Source organism: Acidovorax sacchari, assembly GCF_042847045.1.
Lineage (GTDB): Bacteria > Pseudomonadota > Gammaproteobacteria > Burkholderiales > Burkholderiaceae_C > Paracidovorax > Paracidovorax sacchari.
This window is the reverse complement of the sequence record NZ_AP035783.1, coordinates 205691-227078: the sequence shown is the minus strand read 5'-3', so window position 1 is coordinate 227078 and position 21388 is coordinate 205691. Positions and strand designations below refer to the sequence as shown.

Below are 21388 nucleotides of genomic sequence, written 5' to 3'. Positions count from 1 at the left end.
CTCTCGGGCATGGATCTTTCACGTTCAGACATCGCTGCCTTCATCGAGGTCGTGCGCAGTGGCGGCTTCAGTCGCGCAGCCATCAACCTCGGGGTGACGCAGCCTTCCGTATCCAAGGCACTGCGCAGGCTCGAGGACTCCGTGGGCGTCTCCCTTCTCGAGCGCGGCGTGCATGGGGTTCGGCTGACCAGCGAAGGGCAGCTCTTCCTGGAAGCGGCCAAACGGCTGGAGGCGCAGCACCTGGAACTGGGTCGCCTCTCGTCCGAACTGAGGGCCAGGCACTCGGGGCTGCTGCGGCTGGGCATCACGAGCCCTTCGAGCGATTCCATTGCGGTGCTCGCCGTGTCCGACCTGGTGCGCAGGCGCCCCGGGATGAGGCTCCGGATGCACATCGGCAAATCGGATGAACTCAATGCCAAAGTGGAGGACGGCGAACTGGACCTCGCCGTGGTGCCTTCCTACCAGGGGCAATCGCTGAGTTGTTCCCAAATCGCTCTCAGCCAGGAAGAGATGCGCCTGGTCGTCCGAGCGGGCCACCCGCTGGCCCGGCTGGCGTCCGTCGGCCTGCAGGACCTGACACCTTTCGCATGGGTCATGCCCTCCCAGCACAGCGCAGCACTCCAGGCGCTGCAGCGGGCCTTGCAGCAGAACGGGGCACCGGCACCGCATGTCGCACTGGAGCCGGATTACGTCTCGGAGGCCGTCATGGGAATCATCACCAGGACCGACCTGCTTTCCATGGTCCCTGCGTCGGTACTGCGCAACTGGCTAGGCAGGGTGACACCCCTGTCGGTGCCCGAACTGCAGATCCACCGTACCCAGGTACTGCTTTCACGGCCCCAGGCGACCTGGTCTGCGTTGATGACCGACTTGAGGGACCTGCTCCTCTCGTACCGCGACCCTCGGCAGGAATAAGGGCTTGAGGCATTCCTGCATGGAATGCGAATGCGTTCGCCAGGGAATGCATCGGGCACCCTTTTGGCATGAACCTCTCCAACATTCAGAACTTGAGAGGCCATTGCCATGGGACAACCCAATATCGTTCTCGTCGTGGCGGATAACCTGGGATGGGGCGAGCTCGGCTGTTACGGCGGCGGGGCTCTGCGCGGGGCGCCCACCCCCCGCATCGACCGGCTTGCAAGCGAAGGTGTCCTGCTTCAGAACTTCAACGTCGAAAGCGACTGCGTCCCGACCCGCTCGGCCCTGATGACGGGACGCCATCCGATCCGCACGGGCAGCCTGCAGTCGGTCCCGCCAGGCCTGCCCCAGGGCCTTACCCGATGGGAGCGCACGCTGGCACAACTGCTGTCCGATGCCGGATACGCCACCGCCCATTTCGGGAAATGGCACCTCGGCGACGTCCATGGCCGGTATCCCTCGGACCGCGGGTTCGACGAGTGGTACGGCATCCCGCGAACGACCGATGAGAGCCAGTTCACATCGTCCATCGGCTTCGACCCCTCGGCGGCCGATCTGCCCTACATCATGGAAGGCAAGTCCGGCGAGCCGACGAAGGAAGTCAAGTTGTACGACCTGGAATCGCGTCGGAAGATCGACGCCGACCTGGTCGACAAGAGCTGTGAATTCATGCAGCGGCACGCGGCTGCCAGAAAACCGTTCTTCCTGTATCTGCCGCTGGTCCATCTGCATTTCCCCACGCTCCCTCACCCGGAGTTTTCCGGACGGACGGGGAACGGGGACTTTGCCGATTCGATGGTGGAAATGGACCATCGCGTCGGCCAGGTGATCGACGAGATCGAACGCCTGGGCATCTCCGACGACACGCTGTTCATCTTCTGCAGCGACAATGGTCCGGAGTTTCGTGCACCCTACCGCGGGACCGCCGGTCCCTGGCGGGGCACGTACCACACCGCGATGGAAGGAAGCCTGCGGGTTCCCTTCATCGCTCGCTGGCCCGGCCGCATACGGCCGGGACGCGTCAGCAATGAAATCTTCCATGTCACGGACATCTTCACGACGCTGGCGCATGTCGGTGGCGCGGCGGTGCCGGCCGACCGCCCCATCGACGGGCTGGACCAGCGGCGATTCCTGCTGGAAAACGAGGAGAAGTCGGCGCGGGAGGGATTCATTTTCTATATCAAGCAGGAAATGCGGGCATTGAAGTGGCGCGACTGGAAGCTGCACTTCTACTGGGAGCCGGAAGTGAACGAAGGCAAGGGCAAGCTGGAATCGCCCTACCTGTTCAATCTGACGCGAGACCCGAAGGAAGAGACGGATGTGCTCGTCTTCAATACCTGGGTGATGGGGCCCATGCTGCGCATGGTGAAGGCTTTCAACGATAGCGTGGAAGTGCATCCCAACACCAAGCCCGGGGCGAAGGACCCCGAAGCTGCCCACCGATAGTTCATTACTCCACTCCCCACTCTTCGGAAGCCAAAGATGAAACCCTCTCTGCTGCGTGTCGTTCGTTCCGTTGCCGCTCTCGCTGCATGCTGCAGCGCCCTTTTTGCCGGTGCCGCGGATGCCCCCAGGCCCTGGCCGACGGCGAAGCCGATCACCTGGGTCGTGGGCTACGTGCCAGGAGGCTCCGTCGATGTATTGACCCGGGCGATTGCCAAGGTCGTCTCCGAAAAAATAGGGCAGAGCATCGTGATCGACAACCGGCCGGGGGCTTCAGGCGCACTCGCCCTGCAGTACGTGTCCCGGGCTCCCAACGATGGCTACACCCTGCTCACCGTGCCTGGCCCCATCATCCACACGCAGCGGCAACCGGAGATCGGCCGGGAGCTGGCGGCAGTCGCCCTGATGTCGCAGGGCCCTATCGTGATGGTGGGGACCATGGCCAATGCGCCGTCGGACCTCCGTGCCCTGATCGCCGCCATGAAGCAGCATCCCGACCGCTGGAGCTTCGCCAGTTCCGGCACGGGCACCGGCCAGCACCTTGCCGGTGAACTCTTCAACACGATGGCAGGCACCGCAATGGTCCATGTTCCCTACAAAGGCGGTGGCCAGGCCGTCACCGACATCGTCGGCGGCCAGGTGACCCTGGGCATGCTCGGGGTGACTCCGGTGCTGTCCCAGATCAAGGCGGGGCAGCTGAAGGCCTATGCCGTGACCACCCGGTTCCGTATTCCCAGCCTGCCCGACGTGCCCACGATGGAAGAAGCGGGCCTCAAAGGCTACGACGCCACCCAGTTCTTCGTGGCTGCCGCACCCAGGGGCATCGATCCTGCCATCGTGGCGAAGCTCAACGCGACCATCGCCGAGGCCCTTCAGAATCCTGAAGTGAAACTCGCGCTGGAGGCTTCCGGACAGGTCGGAGGCCATCTGTCGCCTGCTGCGACGCAGGACTTCGTCGTCAACAGCCTTGCGAAGTTCAATGCGCTGGTCCATACCGCGAAGATCCCACTGAACTGAGCACGGAGAAAGCGCATATGTCCCAGGAGAAGCGTCCCAACCTCATCTTCATCCTTGCCGACGACCTGGGCTATGCGGACCTGGGATGCACCGGAGCCCGGGATGCCGAGGGGCGGCCGGCAGATATCACCCCCCATCTCGACAGGATCGCGTCAGGCGGTGTGCGCTTCACGAGAGGCTATTCGAACTCCTCCGTTTGCTCCCCCACGCGATTCGCGCTGGCGACAGGCCGCTGGCAGTACCGGCTGCGCGGAGGGGCAGAGGAGCCCATTCCCACCGTCTCGCAGGACAAGGTCCTGGGCCTGCCTCCGGAGCACCCGACGCTGCCTTCTCTGCTGCGGGACACGGGCTACACCACGGCGCTGATAGGGAAGTGGCATCTCGGCTATCCACCCCATTTCTCGCCCCGCCTCTCGGGGTACCAGCACTTCTATGGCTTCCACGCGGGTGGCAACGACTATTTTGCCCACTGCAATCCCAAAGGGCAGCCCGACCTCTGGGAAAACGAAACCGAGATCAGGGAGGAAGGCTATCTCACGGACATCCTGAGCCAGCGGGCCGTCGCATTCATCGAACAGCAACCCGCCGATCGTCCATTCCTGCTCAGCCTGCACTACAGCGCGCCCCACTGGCCCTGGCTGACCCGGGACGACGCAGCCGAGTCCCGGCGGATCGCGGGTGTCGGCAAGCACCTGGACGGTGGCTCCATCGAGACCTACCAGCGGATGATCCACCACATGGACGAAGGCATCGGGTGGGTGATGGAGGCACTCCAGCGGCGCGGCATGGACGAGAACACCCTGGTGGTATTCACCAGCGACAACGGCGGCGAACGGTTTTCCAACAACTGGCCGCTGGTCGGGCAGAAGATGGATCTCCTCGAGGGCGGCATCAGGGTTCCGCTCATCGCCAGATGGCCCGCGCGGATGCCGGCGGGGAGTGTGAGCGACATTCCCAACATGACCATGGACTGGACAGCCACCCTGCTGGATGCGGCCGGCGCCCGCTGCCACGACGACTATCCCCTGGACGGGGTCAGCCTGTTACCGGCACTGTGCGACGGAGAGCCCGCAAAGACACGGGACCTGTTCTGGCGCATGACCCACCTGCGGCAGAAGGCGGTGGTGCGGGGGGACTGGAAGTATCTGCAGGTCGAAGAGAACGAGTACCTCTTCAACCTCGGGGAAGACGTTCGAGAACGTGCCAACCTGCGTTCCCGGTATCCGGACATCTTCCAGGAGCTCAAGACTTCCTGGGAGCGATGGAACGACTCCCTGCCCCCCATTCCGGAAGATGCCCGCGCCTACCTGGTCTTCACCGAAAAAGATCTGCCGCGGGCCAGTTTCTAGTCCTGCACGGACCAGAAAAGCAAAAGGCGTATCGCAGCCCGACTCTCAGAACCGATAACTCACCCCCGCCGTCACCACCAGCGGATCCAGCCGCACCTTCGCATGCGCCGGCGCCCCGCCCAGCGCGGGCAGCGTGCCGGTCGCCGTGGTCTTCAGCCAGATCTTCTTCGCATCGACGAAGAAGCTCCAGCGCCGGTCGATCGGCACTTCGAAGCCGGCCTGCAGCACCGGGCCCACGCCGTTCCTGACGTGAAGGTTCGACACGAAGCCATCGCGCGACTCCAGCACCAGGGTGTAGTTGATGCCCGCGCCGATGTAGGGGCGCACGGGGCCGTCTTCCCACAGGTGGCGGCGCACGGAGAGCACGGCGGGGCCGTATTTCACCTTGCCGAGCGTGCCCGCGCTGCTCAGGGTGCCGGTGCCCTTGAGGGCGGTGGTGGGCGGCAGGCCCAGGGCGATTTCGGCGCTCCAGCCGGGGTGGAAGTCGTAGATGGCGCCGAAGCCGAGGCTGTTGTTGGAATCCGCTTCGGCATTTGCGCCGGGCACGAGCTGGCCGCCGGCACGCACTTCGGCCGAGGTGCTGAAGCCGATGTGCGCAGCACCGGCGTAGATGCGCCAGGGGGATGGCGCGGACAGGTCCGCCGATGGCGTTCGCGCTGTGGCCTGTGTGGTTTGTTGTGGCTGCGTCGGTGCCTGGGCCTGGGCGGGCTGCGCAGCGATGAGGCAGCCGACGGCGGCTGCGAAGGCAGCGGCGGCGTGCGTGTGGCGTGCGATGGCTTGCATGGTGTCGTCTCCTGAATGGATGTCCGTGTGCCGGCCTTGCAGATCAATCCCGCCCGGCGCGCTCGATGCCGCGCGCGAAGCCTTCCGGGTCGGTGAACAGCGCCTCGTGGCTGCCGCTGGCCTCCACGTAGCGGAACAGGCCGAGCCGCTCCGACAGGCGCGGATGCCAGGGCAGGCTGTGGGGCAGCGCGGTGTCCTCACGGCAGTTCAGGTACGACTTGCCCAGCGCCAGCGCCGCAGTGGGTTGCGACAGGGTGATGGGGTCGGTCAGGCAGCGCAGCGGCTGCGGGTGCAGCAGCGCATAGGTGGTGCGCGCCAGGTCCGCATCGGCGTCGTTGATGAAGGATTCGCGCCAGACCTCGAACGGCAGTTGCACCCCGCCGCCGCTGGCGGCCGCGATGCCTTCGAACATCGCGCGGTAGTAAGGTGGCGCCATGTCGGCCAGGGATTCGCCGGGCAGCGGCACGAAGGCGTTCACGTACACCAGCCGCCGGATGCGTTCGGGCACGCGGTCGGCCGCGCCCGAGAGCAGCATGCCGCCATAGCTGTGGCCGACCAGGCGCACGTCCTTCAGGTCGTTCGATTCCAGGAACTGCACCAGCCCGTCGATCGCGTCCTGCAGGCCCAGCGGGGCCGTGCCGTCGCCGGGGCGGTTGCCCGGCAGCGTGGGGCAGTGCACGGTGTGGCCGCGCGCGCGCAGGTATTTCGCCGTCGCCGCCAGGGTTTCGCCCGTGTGCCAGGCGCCGTGGACCAGTACGTAGGTGTCCGCCATGTCGTTGTCTCCTTGTGTGGTGGGGAGACCCATGGTGGCCCGGCAGCAGGGCCGCGGATGGCCGCTGCGTGCCAGGCCGGCGGACGCAAGGTGCCAGGCGGCTACCGGATGTCGTTGTACACCGTGGCCCGGGACACGCCCAGGTGCTGGGCCACCGTGTCCATGGAGCGCTTGATCTCCAGGAAGCCTTCGCCCTTGAGCGTCTGCAGCAGTTCGCGCCGCTGCTCGGTGCGCAGCGCGCGGGGCGTGGTGGCGAGCGTCATCGCGAAGCGGTCGATGCGGTCGCGCAGCGCGTCGGCGTTGCCCGTGTCCAGCGACTCCTTGCGGCCGTCTTCGCCGATGGCGGAGAACTGCTCGATCATGGTGGCGATCCCGCGGAAGACGGTCATGTCCACGTTCAGGCACAGCGCGGCGAAGTAGTGCCCTTCGGAATCCTTGATGCCGATCGAGGTGCTCTTGGCGCGGCGGCCGTCGGCGAACTGGTTGGCGTAGTTGGCCAGCACCTGGGGGTACTGGTCGTCCGCGATGCGGGCCAGGCCCAGTTCCGTCGCGGGATCACCGACCTTCCGGCCGGACAGGTTGTTGTGGATGGCGAGGATCGCGTGCCGGGGCGACCGCAGGTCGTGCAGCACGACCTCGGTGAACGGCGCGAACGTCTCTCCCAGCGCGGAGGCGATGTGCTGGACCTGTTCGAGGATGGCCTGCTGCTCCGCGGTGTGCGCCTTCTTCTTCATCTGGACATTTTATCCAGCATTGGTCAGTTGATCGGGAGTCCAAACATATTGTCTAATTCTGGATTTATCATCCACATCCGATTGCAGGAGAACCGAGACATGACGACTTCGCTCTACATCGACCCGGCCAGCGGCCGGACCTACCCCCTGGACGTGCCGCGGTGGTGCTCCGACGACCGCAAGCCGCTGCTGATCACGCCGCAGCCCGGCATGTCGCGCGACGACATCGACCGCACCTGCCGCTCCCAGTGGCGGTACCGGGCATCGCTGCCGCTGGACGTCGCGCGCCCGATCTCCATGGGCGAGGGCTGCACGCCCCTCGTGCAGAAGGAATGGGGTGCCCACCGGCCACATTTCAAGCTCGAATGGTTCCACCCGACCAGCAGCTTCAAGGACCGCGGCACCACGGTGATGCTCTCCGTGCTGCGCCAGCAGGGCGTCGATGCGGTGCTGGAGGACAGCTCGGGCAACGGCGGTGCGTCGGTGTCCGCGTACGGTGCCGCGGGCGGCATGCGGGTGAAGATCCTCGCGCCGGCCTATGCCTCGAAGCCGAAGATCGCGCAAATGCGTGCCTACGGGGCGGAAGTGCAATTGGTGGAGGGGCCGCGCCAGGCCTGCGAGGACGAGGCGGTGCGGCAATCGGCCCACATCTTCTATTCGAGCCACAACTGGCAGCCCTTCTTCCTCGAAGGCACGAAGGCGATCGGCTACGAAATCTGGGAAGACCTGAACTTCCGCGCGCCGGACAACATCGTCATGCCCGCCGGCGCCGGCAGCAACGTGCTGGGGTGCTTCATGGCGTTCTCGGAACTGCTGCGCGCGGGCCAGATCGCGAAGATGCCGCGCCTGTACGTCTGCCAGCCGCTGAACTGCTCGCCGATCGACGCGAGCTTCCAGGCGGGCGTGACGACGCCGGTGGCGCGCGAAGTGCGCAAGACGGTGGCCGAGGGAACGGCGATTGCGCACCCCCTGCGGCTGCGGGAGCTCGTCTCGGCGGTGCAGGCCACCGGCGGCGCCACCGTGGCGCTGCAGGAGCAGGCCATCGTCGATGCGCTCGGGAAGGCGGCGCGCACGGGCCTGCTGCCCGAACTCACGTCTGCCACGGCGATCGCCGGGCTCGACCACCTGATCCAGGCCGGCACGGTCCGCGAGAGCGAGGAGACGGTGGTGATCCTGACGGCCACCGGCATCAAGAATGCCGATGCCATCGCGGAGATGTTCGCATGACGGCCTCCACCACACGGGATGCGCGGCTGCTCCTGCTCACGAAGGACCACGTGGAACAGCTGCTGCAGCCGGAGGGCGTGCTGGCCGCCGTGCGCGAGGCCTTCGTCCTGCACAGCGAGCGGGCCGGCCGGGTGTTCCCGGTGGTGCGCGAGCGCCTGGAGACGGGCGGCATCTTCGGCATCAAGTCCGGCGACGTGCCCTCGCAGGGGCTGCTCGGCTTCAAGGCGGCGGGGTTCTGGCCTTCCAACCGTGCGCTCGGTGGCGAGCCGCACCAGGCCACGATCCTGTTGATCGACCCCGCCACCGGCCGGCCCACCTGCCTGATCGACGGCAACGCCATCACCACGGCGCGCACCGGTGCCGCGGGCGGCCACGGCCTGGCGCTGCTGGCGCGCCCGGACAGCCGGCGGCTGTGCCTGTTCGGGACGGGCGTGCAGGCCGGCGTGCAGCTCACCTACGCCCTGCGGTTGCTGCCGCAGTTGCGGGACGTGCGGTACGTGACGGCCGACGGCCGGCCCGACCCGGCGTTCGAGCAGCGGTTCGCGAGGCAATGCCTGCTGCGCCATTCGACCGACCGCAACGCGGACGTGGCCGCCAGCGACGTGGTGATCACCGCGACGCCGGGCGGCGGCCCGCTCTTCGACCTGGACGCCGTGCGCCCCGGCACGCACCTGAACTGCGTGGGCGCCGACACCCGTGGCAAGCGCGAAGCGCCGCAAGGCCTGCTGGACAAGGCCCGGATCTACGTCGATGACGAGGCCCAGGCCCGCCAGATCGGCGAGATGCAATGGGCCCCCGGGACCGCATGCACGGAAATCGGCGATGTGATGCGGGGTAGCGCCTCCGTGGACCGGCAGCCCGAAGACATCACGCTGTTCGACATGACGGGCCTGGCCCTGCAGGACCTGACCGTGGCCCGGCTGGTGCAGCAGCAGGCGGACGCCGCCGGGCTCGGGCTGCCGGTGGCCTGGCCCTGGTGACGTTCACGCCCCGCAATGGCATCGCCTCTTCCATTCACGCAGCCCGGGCGCGCTCCTGCGCGGGCGTCCTGCCGCACCACTGCCGGCAGGCGCGCGCGAAGTGCGACGGGTCCAGGAAGCCCGCGCGCCGTCCGATCTCGGCCACCGTCAAATGCCGGTGCGAGGGTGCGTGCAGCATGCGCTGCGCCACGGCCATGCGCTCGCGCATGAGCAGCACCGCGAAGGTGGTGCCACCCGACGACAGCGCGCGGTGCAGCGTGCGCAGCGACACGCCGACATCATCGGCCACATGGGCGGCGGTGAGCCCGGGCTCGCAGCAGCGCTCGCGCACGCACTGTTCGATGCGCGGCAGCAGGCCCGTGCGCGGCGGCGCCTCGGGCACGGGGCCGCAGGCCAGGGACAGCAGGCCGCCCAGGTGCTCGGCCTGCAGCGCGGCCAGCCGTTCCGGCCGCTCGGCGCACAGCTGGCCCACGTAGGCGCTCAGCACCCTCCCCCAGCCCGTGGCGCCGTCCACGCGGCGGCCCAGCCAGCGGTCGGCGGCGGGCAGCCAGGTGTCCAGCCAGCCGATCGGGATCTGGATGGAGGCGGTGTCCACCGCCTCCGGAAACTCCAGCAGGTAGCGGCGCCGCGAGTCGATCAGCGCCAGGTCGCCCGGCAGCAGGCGCGCGGCGCCGGCATCGTCCTGCGCGACATGGCAGGGCGCGGACTCCTTGCAGAGCAGGTAGTAGAAGTTGTCGCCCGCGCCGCGGCGGATGGCCTGCTGCGTGCGGCGCACGCGCTGCGCCCCGCCGCTCACGCGGTTGACGCGCAGCCCCCCGCAGGGCACGGAGGTGAGCGTGGCGGAGAACGCGTCGCGCTGGCCGGGCTGCACCTCCATGTCGAGGAAACAGTCGCAGACGGCGCCGACCCAATAGTCGGCCCGCTGCGCGGGGGGAACGGAATCGGTGGTCCAGGTGCGAAGGCCGTCGTCCATGGGCTGCCTTTCTTGGGTGCTTGTCTCCAGCCGCGATGCCATGCCGGCCCGGCAGTGGGCGGGCCCGGACAATCCCTGTCAGGCGCCCCGCCGCACGCGCCCGAGCAGCACCACGGCCACGGCCGCCAGTACCGCCGGCACGGCGGCCACGAGGATGATGGACGACGGCGTCCATGCCGCGGCCAGCAGCGCGCCGCCGGCCAGCGGGCCGACGATGGCGCCGATGCGCCCCACGCCCAGCGCCCAGCCCACGCCGGTGGCGCGGATGTGGGTGGGGTAGATGGCGGCGGCCAGCGCGTTGCAGCCGATTTGCGCGCCCACCACGCCGAAGCCCGAGAGCGCGGCGCCCGCCAGCAGGCCCGTGAGGTTCTGCCCGCTGAAGGCGATGAGGCCGATGAACGCAGCCGAGGCCGCATAGGCGGCCCCCAGCACCGTATAGGCACTGAACCGGTCGATGAGCCGGCCCAGCGCGAGCGCGCCCACCACGCCGCCCAGGTTGAGCATGGCGGTGGAGAGAATGGCTTTTTCCAGCGGCAGGCCGGCGCTCTTGAGCAGCGTGGGCAGCCAGTTGACCAGGAAGTACATGACCAGCAGGTTCATGAAGAAGGCCAGCCACAGCAGCACGGTGGTGGGCAGGCGGCCGTGGCGGAACAGCTCGAACACCGAGAAACCGCCCTGCACGCCCGCGGCCTCGCCTCGCAGCCCGGCCATCACCGTGGCAGGGTCCTCGCCCGGGTAGGCGCTCTGCACGATCGGCTCGTAGCGCGCGGGCGCGGCACCGCTGGCGGCCAGGTAGCGCAGCGATTCGGGCAGCAGCGCGGCCAGCACCGGCAGGAGCAGCAGCGGCAGCACGCCGCCCAGCACGAAGACCGAGTGCCAGTCGAAATGCGCGATGAGCCAGCTGGAGACCAGCCCGCCCAGCGTGGAGCCCAGCGGGAATCCGCAGAACATCACCGTGACCAGCGTGGCGCGCAGGCGCTGCGGCGCGTATTCGCTGGTCAGCGCGATGATGTTGGGCATGGCGGCGCCCAGGCCCACGCCGGTGATGAAGCGGTAGGCCAGCAGCTCGTTCATGCTGGTGGCCCAGGCGGTGAGCAGCGCGAACAGGCCGAAGATGCAGGTGGACAGCAGGATCACCTTCTTGCGGCCCCAGCGGTCCGCCGCCGGGCTGAGCAGGAAGGCGCCGGCCATGAGGCCGAACAGGCCCGCTGCGAAGATCGGGCCGAACTCGGAGGCCTTGAGGCCCCAGTCTTCCGCGATGCGCGGCGCCACGTAGGCGATGGACTGGGTGTCGAAGCCATCGAGCATGGCGACGATGGCGCACAGCAGCGTCACGCGCAGCTGCAGCGGCCCGAAGGCGGCGCGGTCTGCCGCCGGGATGCCGGCGGCCATGGATGGGGTCATTTTGTCTCGCTCCGTTCTTGTGGATGGAAGCCCGGCCTGTGGCCTGGGCCCGTGGGGTGGCGGCCTGTCAACTCATGGCTGGTAATCCGGCTGCGCCTGCGGCCGCGCGGCGATGAAGGCGGGGTGCTGCTCCGCATGCGCGTGCACGGCCATCACGCGCGCATGGGGCGCGAGGTCGCAGCCCGCGCGCAGGGCATTCGCCACCTGCGGCACCAGGCACACATCGGCCAGCGTGGGCGCGTCGCCGAAGCACCAGGGGCCTGTGCCGCCATGCCGCACCAGCAACTGCTCCACGGCAGCGAAGCCCTCCGCCGCCCAGTGGGCGTACCAGGCGTCCTTCTGCGCCGCGCTCAAGCCCAGCGGGCCCTGGAGGTATTTCAGGATGCGCAGGTTGTTCACCGGGTGCATGTCGCAGGCGACGACATTCGCCAGCTCCAGCACGCGGGCGCGCAGGTGGGGCTCCAGCGGGATCAGCCGCGGCTCGGGATGGCGCTGGTCCAGGTAGTCCAGGATGGCCATGGACTGTCCCAGGGTGAAGTCGCCGTCCACCAGCGTGGGCACCACGCGCGCAGCGTTCAGTTCGGCATAGCCCGGCGCGCGGTGCTCGCCGGTGCGGATGTTCACGCCGTGGTAGTCGGCCGGCAGTCCCTTGAGCGCCAGGGCGATGCGCACCCGGTACGAGGTGGAGCTGTTGAAGAAACTGTAGAGCTGCATGGTGTCGCCGTCGCTTCAGACCACGTCCACCGCCAGTTCGCCCAGGCGCTCCACGCCCACCACCATGCGGTCGCCGCGCACCACCGGGCCCACGCCTTCGGGCGTGCCGGTGTAGATCAGGTCGCCGGGCTCCAGGCGGAAATACGTGGAAAGATCCGCGATGGTCTCGGCCACCGACCAGATCAGGTGCGACACGTCGCTGCGCTGGCGGTCCGCGCCGTTCACGGTGAGCCAGAGGCCGGCCTGCTCGAAGTGGCCGACGTCGCTCGCGCGGTGGATGGGGCCGATGGGCGCGGAGGCATCGAAGGCCTTGCCGATCTCCCAGGGGCGGCCCATCTGGCGCATCTCCATCTGCCGGTCGCGGCGGGTCATGTCCAGGCCCACGGCATAGCCCCAGGCGTGCTCCAGCGCCTTCTCCCGCGGGATGTCGCTGCCGGCCTTGCCGATGGCGACGACCAGTTCCGCTTCGTAATGGAAGTTGTCGGTACGCACCGGATACGGCAGCCGCAGCGTCTCGCCATAGGCCACGGGAATCACCGCATCGGCCGGCTTGCAGAAGAAGAACGGCGGCTCGCGGTCCGGATCGAACCCCATCTCCCGCGCATGGGCCGCGTAATTGCGCCCCACGCAATAGACGCGCCGCACGGCGAAGGCATCCGATGTGCCCACGACAGGCACGGCCACGGTAGGAGGAACAGGAAACACGAAAGCCATGGTGTTTTTTCTTTCGGAGAAATGGATCGTTCAAAGAGGGAAGGCGGGTCACGCTCGTGAGCGGTCCACAGAGCCTCTCTGGCAAGGCGCCGCATCGCAGACAGTGGCAGCGCCACGGCAAGATGCGGCAACGCCGCCAGGGAGGCTCTGTGGACCGCGCCCCGTCACATGCGGTGTTCGCGGTGGAGGTGAAGTGCGTCCTGCACCGGCCGGTCGGAATAGCTGAACAGCACCGCGTCCTGCGTGGCGGCCAGCTGCACCGGCGCCCACGAGGGCGCGACGAAGGTGTCGCGCGGGCCGAACTGGAAGGTGCTGCCGCCGATGCGCGCCGTGCCCTGTCCTTCGACCACGCTGAACACGGTGGCGTCGGTGCCGCGGTAGGTACGCCCCTGGAAGCCCGCGGGCAGAAACTGCAGGAAGGTGGCCATGGTGGGCATGGGCCAGCCGCCGGTGGCGGGGTTCACGTAGCGCAGCTTCACGCCGTCCCAGGCGTCCAGCTCGCCCTGACGGAACAGCTGGTCCAGCGCCTCGCGGCTGCGGTCGTAGGGGTAGCTGAAGATGGGCGAAGCCGGGTCCGCCGCGCGGTGGCGCACCGGGGCCATGTTGTGGCCGAAGGCGGCGAAGCTGTGGCCTTCGGCGCGGTTCACGGGCTGCACGGCCTCGGGATAGTTCTCGGCGAAGCCGGCGTCCAGGTGGCCGATGAGGGGAATGTCCAGGCCGTCCAGCCACACCACGGGCTCGCCCCCCTCGTCCACCGCGGGGTTGCCGTGGTCGTGCCACGTCCACGAGGGGGTGATGATGAAATCGCCCGGGTGCATGGTGGTGCGCTCGCCGTTGACGGCCGTGTAGGCGCCCTTGCCTTCCACGATGAAGCGCAGCGCCGATTGCGTGTGGCGGTGGCTGGGCGCCACCTCGCCGGGCAGGATCAGCTGCAGCCCCGCGTAGAGCGTGGACGTGATGCTGGCGCGGCCCGGCAGGCCCGGGTTCTCCAGGATGAGCACGCGCCGCACGGCCTCCTCGGCGCTGATGACCTCGCCGGCCTGCATGACCAGCGGCCGCACCTCCTCGTAGCGCCAGAAGGCCGGCACGGCCTGCGGGCGCGGCTCGCGCGGCACCAGGCTGTGCAGCGATTCCCACAGGGGCGCCATGCCATGGCGGGCGATGCGGTCGTAATAGGCCTGGCGTCCGGGCGTCCCGGCGCCTTCCGCGGCGGGCCGGGCGAGGGTGTTGGTGTCCATGCGTTGTCTCCTGTATCTGCGGAAATTATTCGGCGCCAGCGATATTCCGTAAAATCATTTATTGGTCTTATTCATAATCTTTTGGATATACCTCGACGCCAAGGACCGCCGCCATGGACTGGACCCACCGCCTGCGGCTGCGCCAGCTGCAGATGCTCCTGAGCCTCGCGCAGACCGGCAACATGAGCCAGTCGGCCCAGCAACTGCATACCGCGCAGCCCGCGCTCTCCAAGTGGCTCAGGGAACTGGAGGACGACCTCGGCATGGTGCTGTTCGAGCGCCATGCGCGCGGCCTGCGCCCCACCCCGCAGGGCGAGGCGCTGATCGCCCATGCCCGCCGCATCGAGGCCCACCTGGACAGCGCCCGCGACGACATGCAGGCCCTGCGCGACGGCGGCAGCGGCCTGGTGGCGGTGGGCACCTCGGGCGCATCCGCCTCCGACGTGGTGCCCATGGCCGTGCTGCGCCTGCTGGAATGGCTGCCGCGCGCGCAGATCCGGCTGGCCGAAAGCACCATGAACGTGCTCATGCAGCAGCTGGCCATGGGCGAGCTGGACGTGGTGGTGGGCCGCTCCGCCCCCGAACTGCACGACACCCACATCCACGCCGAGACGCTCTACATGGAGCCCATCCACCTGGTGGCGCGCCCGCAGCACCCGCTGCTGCAGCGCACGGACGGCCCGATCGACTGGCCCGACCTGATGGCCTGGCGCTGGCTGGTCTGGCCGCGCGGCACGCCCATCCGCAACGCGCTGGAGAACGCGCTCGTCGCCGCCGGCCACGCCCTGCCGCCGGGCAGCGTGGAATCCAACTCCGTCACGCTCAACCTCACCCTGCTGGGCCACAGCGACATGATCGGGCTGGCCTCGCACCGGGCCGCTCTGCGCTTCTCGCACATGGGCGCCCTGCGCGTGCTGCCGGTGCGGCTGGCGGGCTTCGGATCGGTGTCGATGTACTGGCGCGAGAACACCACCGACCGCACGGCGGTGGACAGCATGCTGCGCGCCCTGCGCGAAGTGTCGTCCTCCCCCGTGTCCTGAAGGCGCGTGCATGCCCGGGCGAGTGCGGGCACCATGCGGGTTTCGGCGCACGCCGCCGCATCCCTGTGGAGGAGACAACCATGGCCCAGGCCACCCACGAGGTTTTCAACCAGTTCGCGGAACTCACCGACTACGACCTGCTCGGCACCGATGCCGCCCTGCAGGAGGCACTGCAGCGCGCGGGCGCCGCCCACGCCCTGCCCGCGCTGGGCGACTACGCCCGCCGGCTCGGCAGCGCCGAAACCTGTGCCCTGGCGCAGCTGGCCAACCGCCACACGCCGGAACTGCACCGCTTCGACAGCCGGGGCCGCCGCATCGACCGGGTCGAGTTCCACCCCGCATGGGATGCGCTCATGGCCCTCTACCGCGGCGAAGGCCTGGTCTCCATGCCCTTCGACAGCGACCGGCCCGGCCGCTGGTCCGCCTGGGCGGCCGGCTTCTACCTGCACGGGCAGGTGGAGCAGGGCACGCTCTGCCCCGCCACGATGACGCAGGCCGCCATCCCGCTGCTGCGCAAGGAGCCCGCCCTCTGGGCGCAGTTGGGCGACAGGCTCCACAGCCGCGTCCATGACCCGCGCGAGGTGCCCGCGCATGACAAGGCCGGCGTCTGGCTGGGCATGGGCATGACGGAAAAACAGGGCGGCTCCGACGTGCGCGCCAACACCACCGTGGCCACGCCCATCGGTGCGGGCGGGCGCGGCGGCGAATACCAGCTGCGCGGCCACAAGTGGTTCTTCTCCACCCCGCAGAGCGACGCGCACCTCGTGGTGGCGCGCACGGGCGAAGGCGGCCCCTTCGCCTGCTTCTACGTACCGCGCCGCCTGCAGGACGGCACGCTCAACGGCGTGCACGTGCAGCGCCTCAAGGACAAGGTCGGCAACCGCAGCAACGCCAGCGGCGAAGTCGAGTTCGACGACGCCTGGGGCGTGCTCATGGGCGAAGAGGGCCGCGGCATTCCCACCATCATCGAGATGGCCACCCATACCCGCCTCAACTGCGTGGCCGGCAGCGCCGCCATCCTGCGGCAGGCCACCGTGCAGGCCATCGCGTACGCGCGCCGGCGCCACGCCTTCGGCAAGGCCCTGGCCGGGCAGCCCCTGATGCGCACCGTGCTCGCCGACCTGGCGCTGGAGAGCGAGGCCGCGCTCGCCCTGCTGATGCGCCTGGCCGAAGCCTTCGAGCGCGACGACGGCGGCACCGCCAGCCCGGCCGACCACGCCTGGAAGCGCGTGATGACGCCCGCCGCCAAGTTCTGGGTCTGCAAGCGCGGCGTGGAGATGGCGGGCGAGGCGATGGAAGTGTTCGGCGGCAACGGTTACGTGCAGGAGGGCGTGATGGCCCGCCTGTTCCTCGAAGCGCCCGTCAACTCCATCTGGGAGGGGTCGGGCAACGTGATGTGCCTGGACGTGCTGCGGGCACTGGCCCGCGATCCCGAGGCCGCCCGTGCATTGCTGGAAGAGTTCGCGCCCGCCGCGCAGGGTGAGCCGCGCATCGCCGCCGCGCTGCGCGAACTGCAGTCGCTGCTGGCCGGGCCGCCGGAAGCCCTTGAAGCCCTGGGCCGCCTGCTGGTGCAGCGGCTGGTGCTGCTGGCCCAGGCCTGCCTGCTGCGCCGGCATGCGCCCGCCGCCGTGGCGGATGCGTTCATCGCCACGCGGCTGGCCTCGGAACGCGTCGGGAGCGCAGGGCGCGTGGCAGGCGCCCTGGACCTGCGCAGGGCGGACGTAGCGGCAATATTGGCGCGGGTCTTCACCGGCTGATCCGGACGGGGCACAGGGCAGGCCGGCCCTCCGGACAGATGAGAAGGAATAGAATGCGATCGATTCGCATTTGTAATGCCTGCCATGCCTGCGCCCGCCCACTCCCTCCATGCCGAAGCCACCCAGGCCCTGTACCTGCAGCACCACGGCTGGCTGGTGGGCCGCCTGCAACACAAGCTGGGCTGCGCCTGGGATGCGGCGGACCTGGCGCAGACCACCTTCGTGCGCGTGCTCACCGCCACCGGCCAGGGGCTGGACGAAGTGGCCGAGCCCCGAGCCTACCTGACCACCATCGCCCAGCGCCTGCTGGCCAACCACCTGCGGCGCCGGCAGATCGAGCGCGCCTATCTCGATGCGCTGGCCCTGCTGCCCGAACCCGTGGCACCGCCGCCCGACGTGCGCCTGATGGTGCTGGAGACCCTGGTCGCCATCGACCGCCTGCTGGACGGCCTGCCCGCCGTGGCGCGCAAGGCTTTCCTGCTGTGGCGGCTGGAGGAACTGACGCAGGAGCAGATCGCCGCGCAACTGGGACTCTCGCGCACCACCGTGCGCCGGCACCTGGCAGCCGCGGCCGAGCGCTGCTACTTCGGCGATGCAGCGCCCATCCGCTGAGCCCCAGCGCGGCTTGGCGCCTCCGCAACCTGGCATGGATTCCACGGACATCCCTCCCGCCGTCGCTCGCCAGGCCGTGCACTGGCTGTTGGAGCTGCAGCCGGAAGACGACGCGCCCGGGGCCGCACGGCACACGCGCCAGCGATGGCAGGCCTGGCTGGACGCCGACCCGCTGCACGCCCGCGCCTGGCAGCGCATTGCCGAGGTGGATGCCCAGCTGCGCGGCGTGCCGCCCTCCGTCGCCCTGCAGACACTGGCTGCACCCGGCCTGCGGCGCCGCCATGCGGTGCATCTGGCCGTGCTGCTCACCGCCGGGACCGGCGGACTGCTGGCTGCGCGGCAGACGGGCCTGGGCGACCAGGTGTGGCAGCGGCTGGCGGCGGACCTGGCCACTGGCACCGGGGAGCGGCACGAGGCGCGGCTGCCCGACGGCACCTGCGTGTGGCTGAACACCGCCTCGGCCGTGGACGTGCGCTACGCCACCACCGAGCGTCTCATCGTGCTGCGTGCTGGCGAGATCCTGGTGCAGAGCGCTCCCGACAACGCCCCGGATGCCGCCACCGGTACCGTCCGCCCCCTGCGCGTGCGCACCGCCGAAGGGCTGGTGCACGCTGTCGGCACGCGCTTTACCGTGCGCCAGCATGGCGGCCACACCGCTGTCGGCGTGATGCAGGGTGCCGTGGAACTCATGCCTGCCCGGCTGGGCCGGCCGGCCTTGCGCCTGGCGGCGGGTGAGCAGGGCCGTTTCAGCCGCGAGGCGGCCAGCGCCGCAGAGCCCCTGCAGGACGGCGCCAGCGCCTGGGCCGAAGGCATGCTGGTCGCCGACGGCATGCCGCTGGGCGACTTCATCGCCGAGCTGTCGCGCTATCGGCCCGGCGTGCTGCGCTGCGCGCCCGAGACCTCCGGGCTGCGTGTCTCGGGCTCGTACCCGCTGGCCGACACCGACCGGGTACTGGCGGCGCTCACGCTGTCGCTGCCGGTGCAGATCCGCAGCCGCACGCCCTGGTGGGTGACGGTGGAGCTGCGCGGTTAGCCACATTTTCATAGCTTCATCTGCAGGATGGACCGGTCCATCTGCGCACTCCGTGCCGATGCGCCACGGAAATGCGGCCATTTCGGCCCGAATGGGTGTCAAGCATTGGGAAGCCCTGCCCGCAGCGGGGCACACGACCTCCCTCCGCTCTATCGCCCGAAAGACCCGCAGCATGTACCGCGCCCATCTCTCAGCCCCTCGCCCCCTGCCCCTCCCCCGCCGCAGCACAGCCACCGCGGCGCACGTGCTGTGCGCCAGCCTGGCGGCAGCCTGCGGCGCGGCCCTGCTGGCACTGCCTTCCCATGCGCAGGCCCAGCCGGCAGCAGCCGAGTCTGCACCGCGCAGCTATGCCATCCCCGCCGGCCCGCTGGGTCCGGCGCTCAACCGGCTGGGCCGGGAGTCGGGTGCGCTGATCACCTTCGCACCCGATCTGGTGGCCGGCCTGCGGACGGACGGCGTGCAGGGCGCGCCGACGGTCGCGCATGCCCTGGCCCAACTCCTGGCCGGCACCGGGCTGGAGCCCGTGGCCGGTGCGGGCGGCGCCTACACGCTGCGCCGCCTGCCGGAAGCCTCGCACGCACCGGGCGCCGCCACCTCGGCCCTGCCGGAGGTGCGCGTGACGGCCGCCGCACCGGTGCAGCCCGACCTGCTGCCCGGCGCGTACGCCGGCGGCCAGATCGCCCGCGGCGGGCGGCTGGGCCTCCTGGGCCAGGCGGACGCCATGGATGCGCCTTTCCACATCACCAGCTACACCGCCCAGGCCATCGAGGACCGCCAGGCGACCACGCTGGCCGACGCGCTGGCGGTGGACCCGTCGGTGCGCAGCACGGCGCCCAGCGGCGACGTCGCCGATGCCTTCTTCATCCGCGGCTTCGCCATCGGGGACAACAACATCGGCGAAATCGCCTTCGACGGCCTGTACGGCGTGGCACCCAACTACCGCTTGCTGACCGACTACGCCGAGCGCGTGGAGGTGCTCAAGGGCCCCACGGCCATGGTGTACGGCATGTCGCCCAACAGCGGCGTAGGCGGCGGCATCAACGTGGTGCCCAAGCGCGCCACGCAGGACCTGACCCGCTTGCGCGCCGACTACGGCACCCGCACGCAGGGCGGCGGCCACATCGACGTGGCGCGGCGCTGGGGCGATGCGCGCCAGTTCGGCGTGCGCTTCAACGGCAGCTACCGCGACGGCCGCACGCCCATGGACCATCAACGCCGGGAGTCTTCGCTGGGGGCCCTGGCGCTGGACTACACCACGGAGCGCACCCAGGCCACGCTGGACCTGATCCGCCAGCGCGAGGACGTGGATGCCCCCACGCGCCGGCCGTCCCTGGCCGCGGGCCTGGCCGTGCCCGCCGCGCCGGACGGGCGCCGCAACATCACGCAGCGCTGGGAGTGGTACGAAAGCACTGAGGAATCCGCCCTGCTCAAGGCGCGGCACGAACTCACGGACCGCTGGTCTGTCTTCGCCAGCGCGGGCGCAGCCCGGTCCCAGGTGGACCGGCTCTTCAACACTCCCACCATCACCTCGGCCGCCGGCGATACGCGCGTGACGCCCACGCGGGCCCGGTTCGACGTGGAGCGCGCGGTGATGGAGGCCGGCCTGCGCGGCCGCTTCACCACCGGCGCGGCCAGTCACCAGGCCACGCTGCAGTGGAGCCGGTACGAAGACCGCTACCGCATGGGCTCGGTGTCGGGCACGGCCTATACCTCCAATCTCTATGCGCCGATCGAGCGGCCCGCCCAGGCCGTGGAGGCTCCGGCCACCCGTCCGAAGCGGTCCGCCACTGCGCTGAGCGGCATCGCACTGTCGGACACCCTCGGCCTGTGGGACGAACGGCTGCTGCTCACCCTGGGCATGCGCCACCAGCAGGTGGACTCGGACAGCTTCGATGCCAGCGGCGTGCGCACAGCAACCTACGGCCAGAGCGCCACCACGCCCCTGGCCGGCGTGGTGTTCAAGCCGTGGCAGGGTGTCTCCCTGTATGCCAATTACATCGAGGGCCTCAGCAGGGGCGACACCGCGCCCAGCAACGCCGTGAACGCGGGCGAGGTCTTCGCCCCTTACAAAACCCGCCAGCGGGAGGTGGGCATCAAGATCGATCACGGCAGGCTCATGACCACCGCCAGCCTCTTCCAGATCCGCAAGCCCAGCGGCTTCCTGCAGAACAACGTATTCGCGGTGGACGGCGAACAGCGCAACCGCGGCCTGGAGCTGTCGGCATATGGCGAGCCCGCCGCCGGCTGGCGTCTGTACGGCGGCGCGACCTGGATCGACGCGGAACTCACCCGCACCAGCAGCGCCGCCACGCAAGGCAACATGGCCGTGGGCGTGCCGCGCACGCAGTTCACGCTGAACGCCGAGCACGACCTCGCCCTGGTGCCCGGCCTGACGGCCACGGCAGGGCTCACCCGCACCGGCTCCCAGTACGCCGACCAGGCCAACCTCCAGCGCCTGCCGTCGTGGACGACCGTGGACCTGGGCCTGCGCTACCGACTGCAGGTGGCCGGCCGCAGCACGGTGCTGCGCGCCACGGTACGCAACGCCACGGGCCGCGACTACTGGGCCGGGGCGTCCACCTGGGGCACGCTGCTGGTCGGCGCGCCACGGAGCCTGCAGCTGTCGGCCTCCGTGGATTTCTGAACGGCAGGAATCCGTGGGCGCCGGACCTGCCTGCAT

19 protein-coding genes are annotated in these 21388 nt (G+C 69.5%); 11 read left to right on the top strand and 8 right to left on the bottom strand.

Translation table 11 applies throughout. From position 1 onward, the window contains the following. The first annotated feature begins 9 nt into the window (after positions 1 to 9). The 4 genes from ACGHC0_RS01055 (at position 10) to ACGHC0_RS01040 (ending at position 4727) form a co-directional block, all read left to right on the top strand. Positions 10 to 915, top strand: coding sequence for a LysR family transcriptional regulator (locus ACGHC0_RS01055; RefSeq protein WP_415267183.1), 906 nt, complete (start codon positions 10 to 12; stop codon positions 913 to 915). Positions 916 to 1023: 108 nt separating this feature from the next. Further along, a complete protein-coding gene (locus ACGHC0_RS01050) occupies positions 1024 to 2364 on the top strand; it encodes an arylsulfatase (RefSeq protein WP_415267182.1) in 1341 nt (446 codons plus the stop codon). Positions 2365 to 2400: 36 nt separating this feature from the next. Then, complete coding sequence (locus ACGHC0_RS01045; RefSeq protein ID WP_415267181.1) at positions 2401 to 3378, top strand: Bug family tripartite tricarboxylate transporter substrate binding protein; 978 nt, start codon at positions 2401 to 2403, stop codon at positions 3376 to 3378. 17 nt (positions 3379 to 3395) lie between these two features. Then, entirely contained in the window at positions 3396 to 4727 is a 1332-nt protein-coding gene (locus ACGHC0_RS01040; RefSeq protein ID WP_415267180.1) for a sulfatase, read from the top strand. Between the two features lie 45 nt (positions 4728 to 4772). Here the strand turns inward: ACGHC0_RS01040 and ACGHC0_RS01035 are convergent, their stop codons facing one another. The 3 genes from ACGHC0_RS01035 to ACGHC0_RS01025 all read right to left on the bottom strand — a co-directional run bounded on the left by ACGHC0_RS01035 (position 4773) and on the right by ACGHC0_RS01025 (position 7016). Further along, complete coding sequence (locus tag ACGHC0_RS01035; RefSeq protein ID WP_415267179.1) at positions 4773 to 5510, bottom strand: OmpW/AlkL family protein; 738 nt, start codon at positions 5508 to 5510, stop codon at positions 4773 to 4775. 43 nt (positions 5511 to 5553) lie between these two features. After that, the gene (locus ACGHC0_RS01030; RefSeq protein WP_415267178.1) at positions 5554 to 6282 is read right to left on the bottom strand and encodes an alpha/beta fold hydrolase; all 729 of its coding nucleotides are present in this window, start codon (positions 6280 to 6282) and stop codon (positions 5554 to 5556) included. A 101-nt stretch (positions 6283 to 6383) separates the two neighbouring features. Beyond that, positions 6384 to 7016 (bottom strand): helix-turn-helix transcriptional regulator, encoded by a 633-nt coding sequence (locus tag ACGHC0_RS01025; RefSeq protein WP_415267177.1) that lies wholly within the window; start codon positions 7014 to 7016, stop codon positions 6384 to 6386. 99 nt (positions 7017 to 7115) lie between these two features. On the opposite strand from ACGHC0_RS01025, the gene ACGHC0_RS01020 reads away from it, so the two are divergent. Further along, the gene (locus ACGHC0_RS01020; RefSeq protein WP_415267176.1) at positions 7116 to 8243 is read left to right on the top strand and encodes a threonine synthase; all 1128 of its coding nucleotides are present in this window, start codon (positions 7116 to 7118) and stop codon (positions 8241 to 8243) included. Then, positions 8240 to 9223 (top strand): ornithine cyclodeaminase family protein, encoded by a 984-nt coding sequence (locus ACGHC0_RS01015; RefSeq protein ID WP_368353620.1) that lies wholly within the window; start codon positions 8240 to 8242, stop codon positions 9221 to 9223. The genes ACGHC0_RS01020 and ACGHC0_RS01015 overlap by 4 nt, the downstream gene beginning before the upstream one ends. Before the next feature lie 34 nt (positions 9224 to 9257). Here the strand turns inward: ACGHC0_RS01015 and ACGHC0_RS01010 are convergent, their stop codons facing one another. From ACGHC0_RS01010 to gtdA, 5 genes are all read right to left on the bottom strand, one after another. Continuing rightward, positions 9258 to 10196 carry a helix-turn-helix domain-containing protein gene (locus ACGHC0_RS01010; protein ID WP_368353619.1) on the bottom strand — a complete coding sequence of 313 codons (939 nt, stop codon included), beginning with the start codon at positions 10194 to 10196 and terminating at the stop codon, positions 9258 to 9260. Between the two features lie 78 nt (positions 10197 to 10274). Continuing rightward, on the bottom strand, positions 10275 to 11600 hold the full coding sequence (locus ACGHC0_RS01005; RefSeq protein ID WP_368353618.1) for an MFS transporter: 1326 nt from the start codon (positions 11598 to 11600) through the stop codon (positions 10275 to 10277). 72 nt (positions 11601 to 11672) lie between these two features. Further along, positions 11673 to 12314 carry a maleylacetoacetate isomerase gene (maiA, locus tag ACGHC0_RS01000; RefSeq protein ID WP_415267175.1) on the bottom strand — a complete coding sequence of 214 codons (642 nt, stop codon included), beginning with the start codon at positions 12312 to 12314 and terminating at the stop codon, positions 11673 to 11675. 15 nt (positions 12315 to 12329) lie between these two features. Next, a complete protein-coding gene (locus ACGHC0_RS00995; protein WP_415267174.1) occupies positions 12330 to 13028 on the bottom strand; it encodes a fumarylacetoacetate hydrolase family protein in 699 nt (232 codons plus the stop codon). A gap of 164 nt (positions 13029 to 13192) precedes the next feature. Further along, positions 13193 to 14266 carry a gentisate 1,2-dioxygenase gene (gtdA, locus tag ACGHC0_RS00990; protein ID WP_415267173.1) on the bottom strand — a complete coding sequence of 358 codons (1074 nt, stop codon included), beginning with the start codon at positions 14264 to 14266 and terminating at the stop codon, positions 13193 to 13195. Positions 14267 to 14379: 113 nt separating this feature from the next. Here gtdA and ACGHC0_RS00985 point away from each other — a divergent pair, with 113 nt between their 5' ends. From ACGHC0_RS00985 to ACGHC0_RS00965, 5 genes are all read left to right on the top strand, one after another. Beyond that, the gene (locus ACGHC0_RS00985) at positions 14380 to 15306 is read left to right on the top strand and encodes a LysR substrate-binding domain-containing protein (RefSeq protein ID WP_368353614.1); all 927 of its coding nucleotides are present in this window, start codon (positions 14380 to 14382) and stop codon (positions 15304 to 15306) included. 80 nt (positions 15307 to 15386) lie between these two features. Beyond that, positions 15387 to 17063: an acyl-CoA dehydrogenase family protein gene (locus ACGHC0_RS00980; protein WP_415267172.1), complete on the top strand. Its 1677-nt coding sequence runs from the start codon at positions 15387 to 15389 to the stop codon at positions 17061 to 17063. 84 nt (positions 17064 to 17147) lie between these two features. Further along, entirely contained in the window at positions 17148 to 17675 is a 528-nt protein-coding gene (locus tag ACGHC0_RS00975; RefSeq protein WP_415267171.1) for a sigma-70 family RNA polymerase sigma factor, read from the top strand. A 34-nt stretch (positions 17676 to 17709) separates the two neighbouring features. Then, the gene (locus tag ACGHC0_RS00970) at positions 17710 to 18708 is read left to right on the top strand and encodes a FecR domain-containing protein (RefSeq protein WP_368353611.1); all 999 of its coding nucleotides are present in this window, start codon (positions 17710 to 17712) and stop codon (positions 18706 to 18708) included. A 172-nt stretch (positions 18709 to 18880) separates the two neighbouring features. Continuing rightward, positions 18881 to 21352 carry a TonB-dependent siderophore receptor gene (locus ACGHC0_RS00965; RefSeq protein ID WP_415267170.1) on the top strand — a complete coding sequence of 824 codons (2472 nt, stop codon included), beginning with the start codon at positions 18881 to 18883 and terminating at the stop codon, positions 21350 to 21352. Positions 21353 to 21388: the final 36 nt, after the last annotated feature.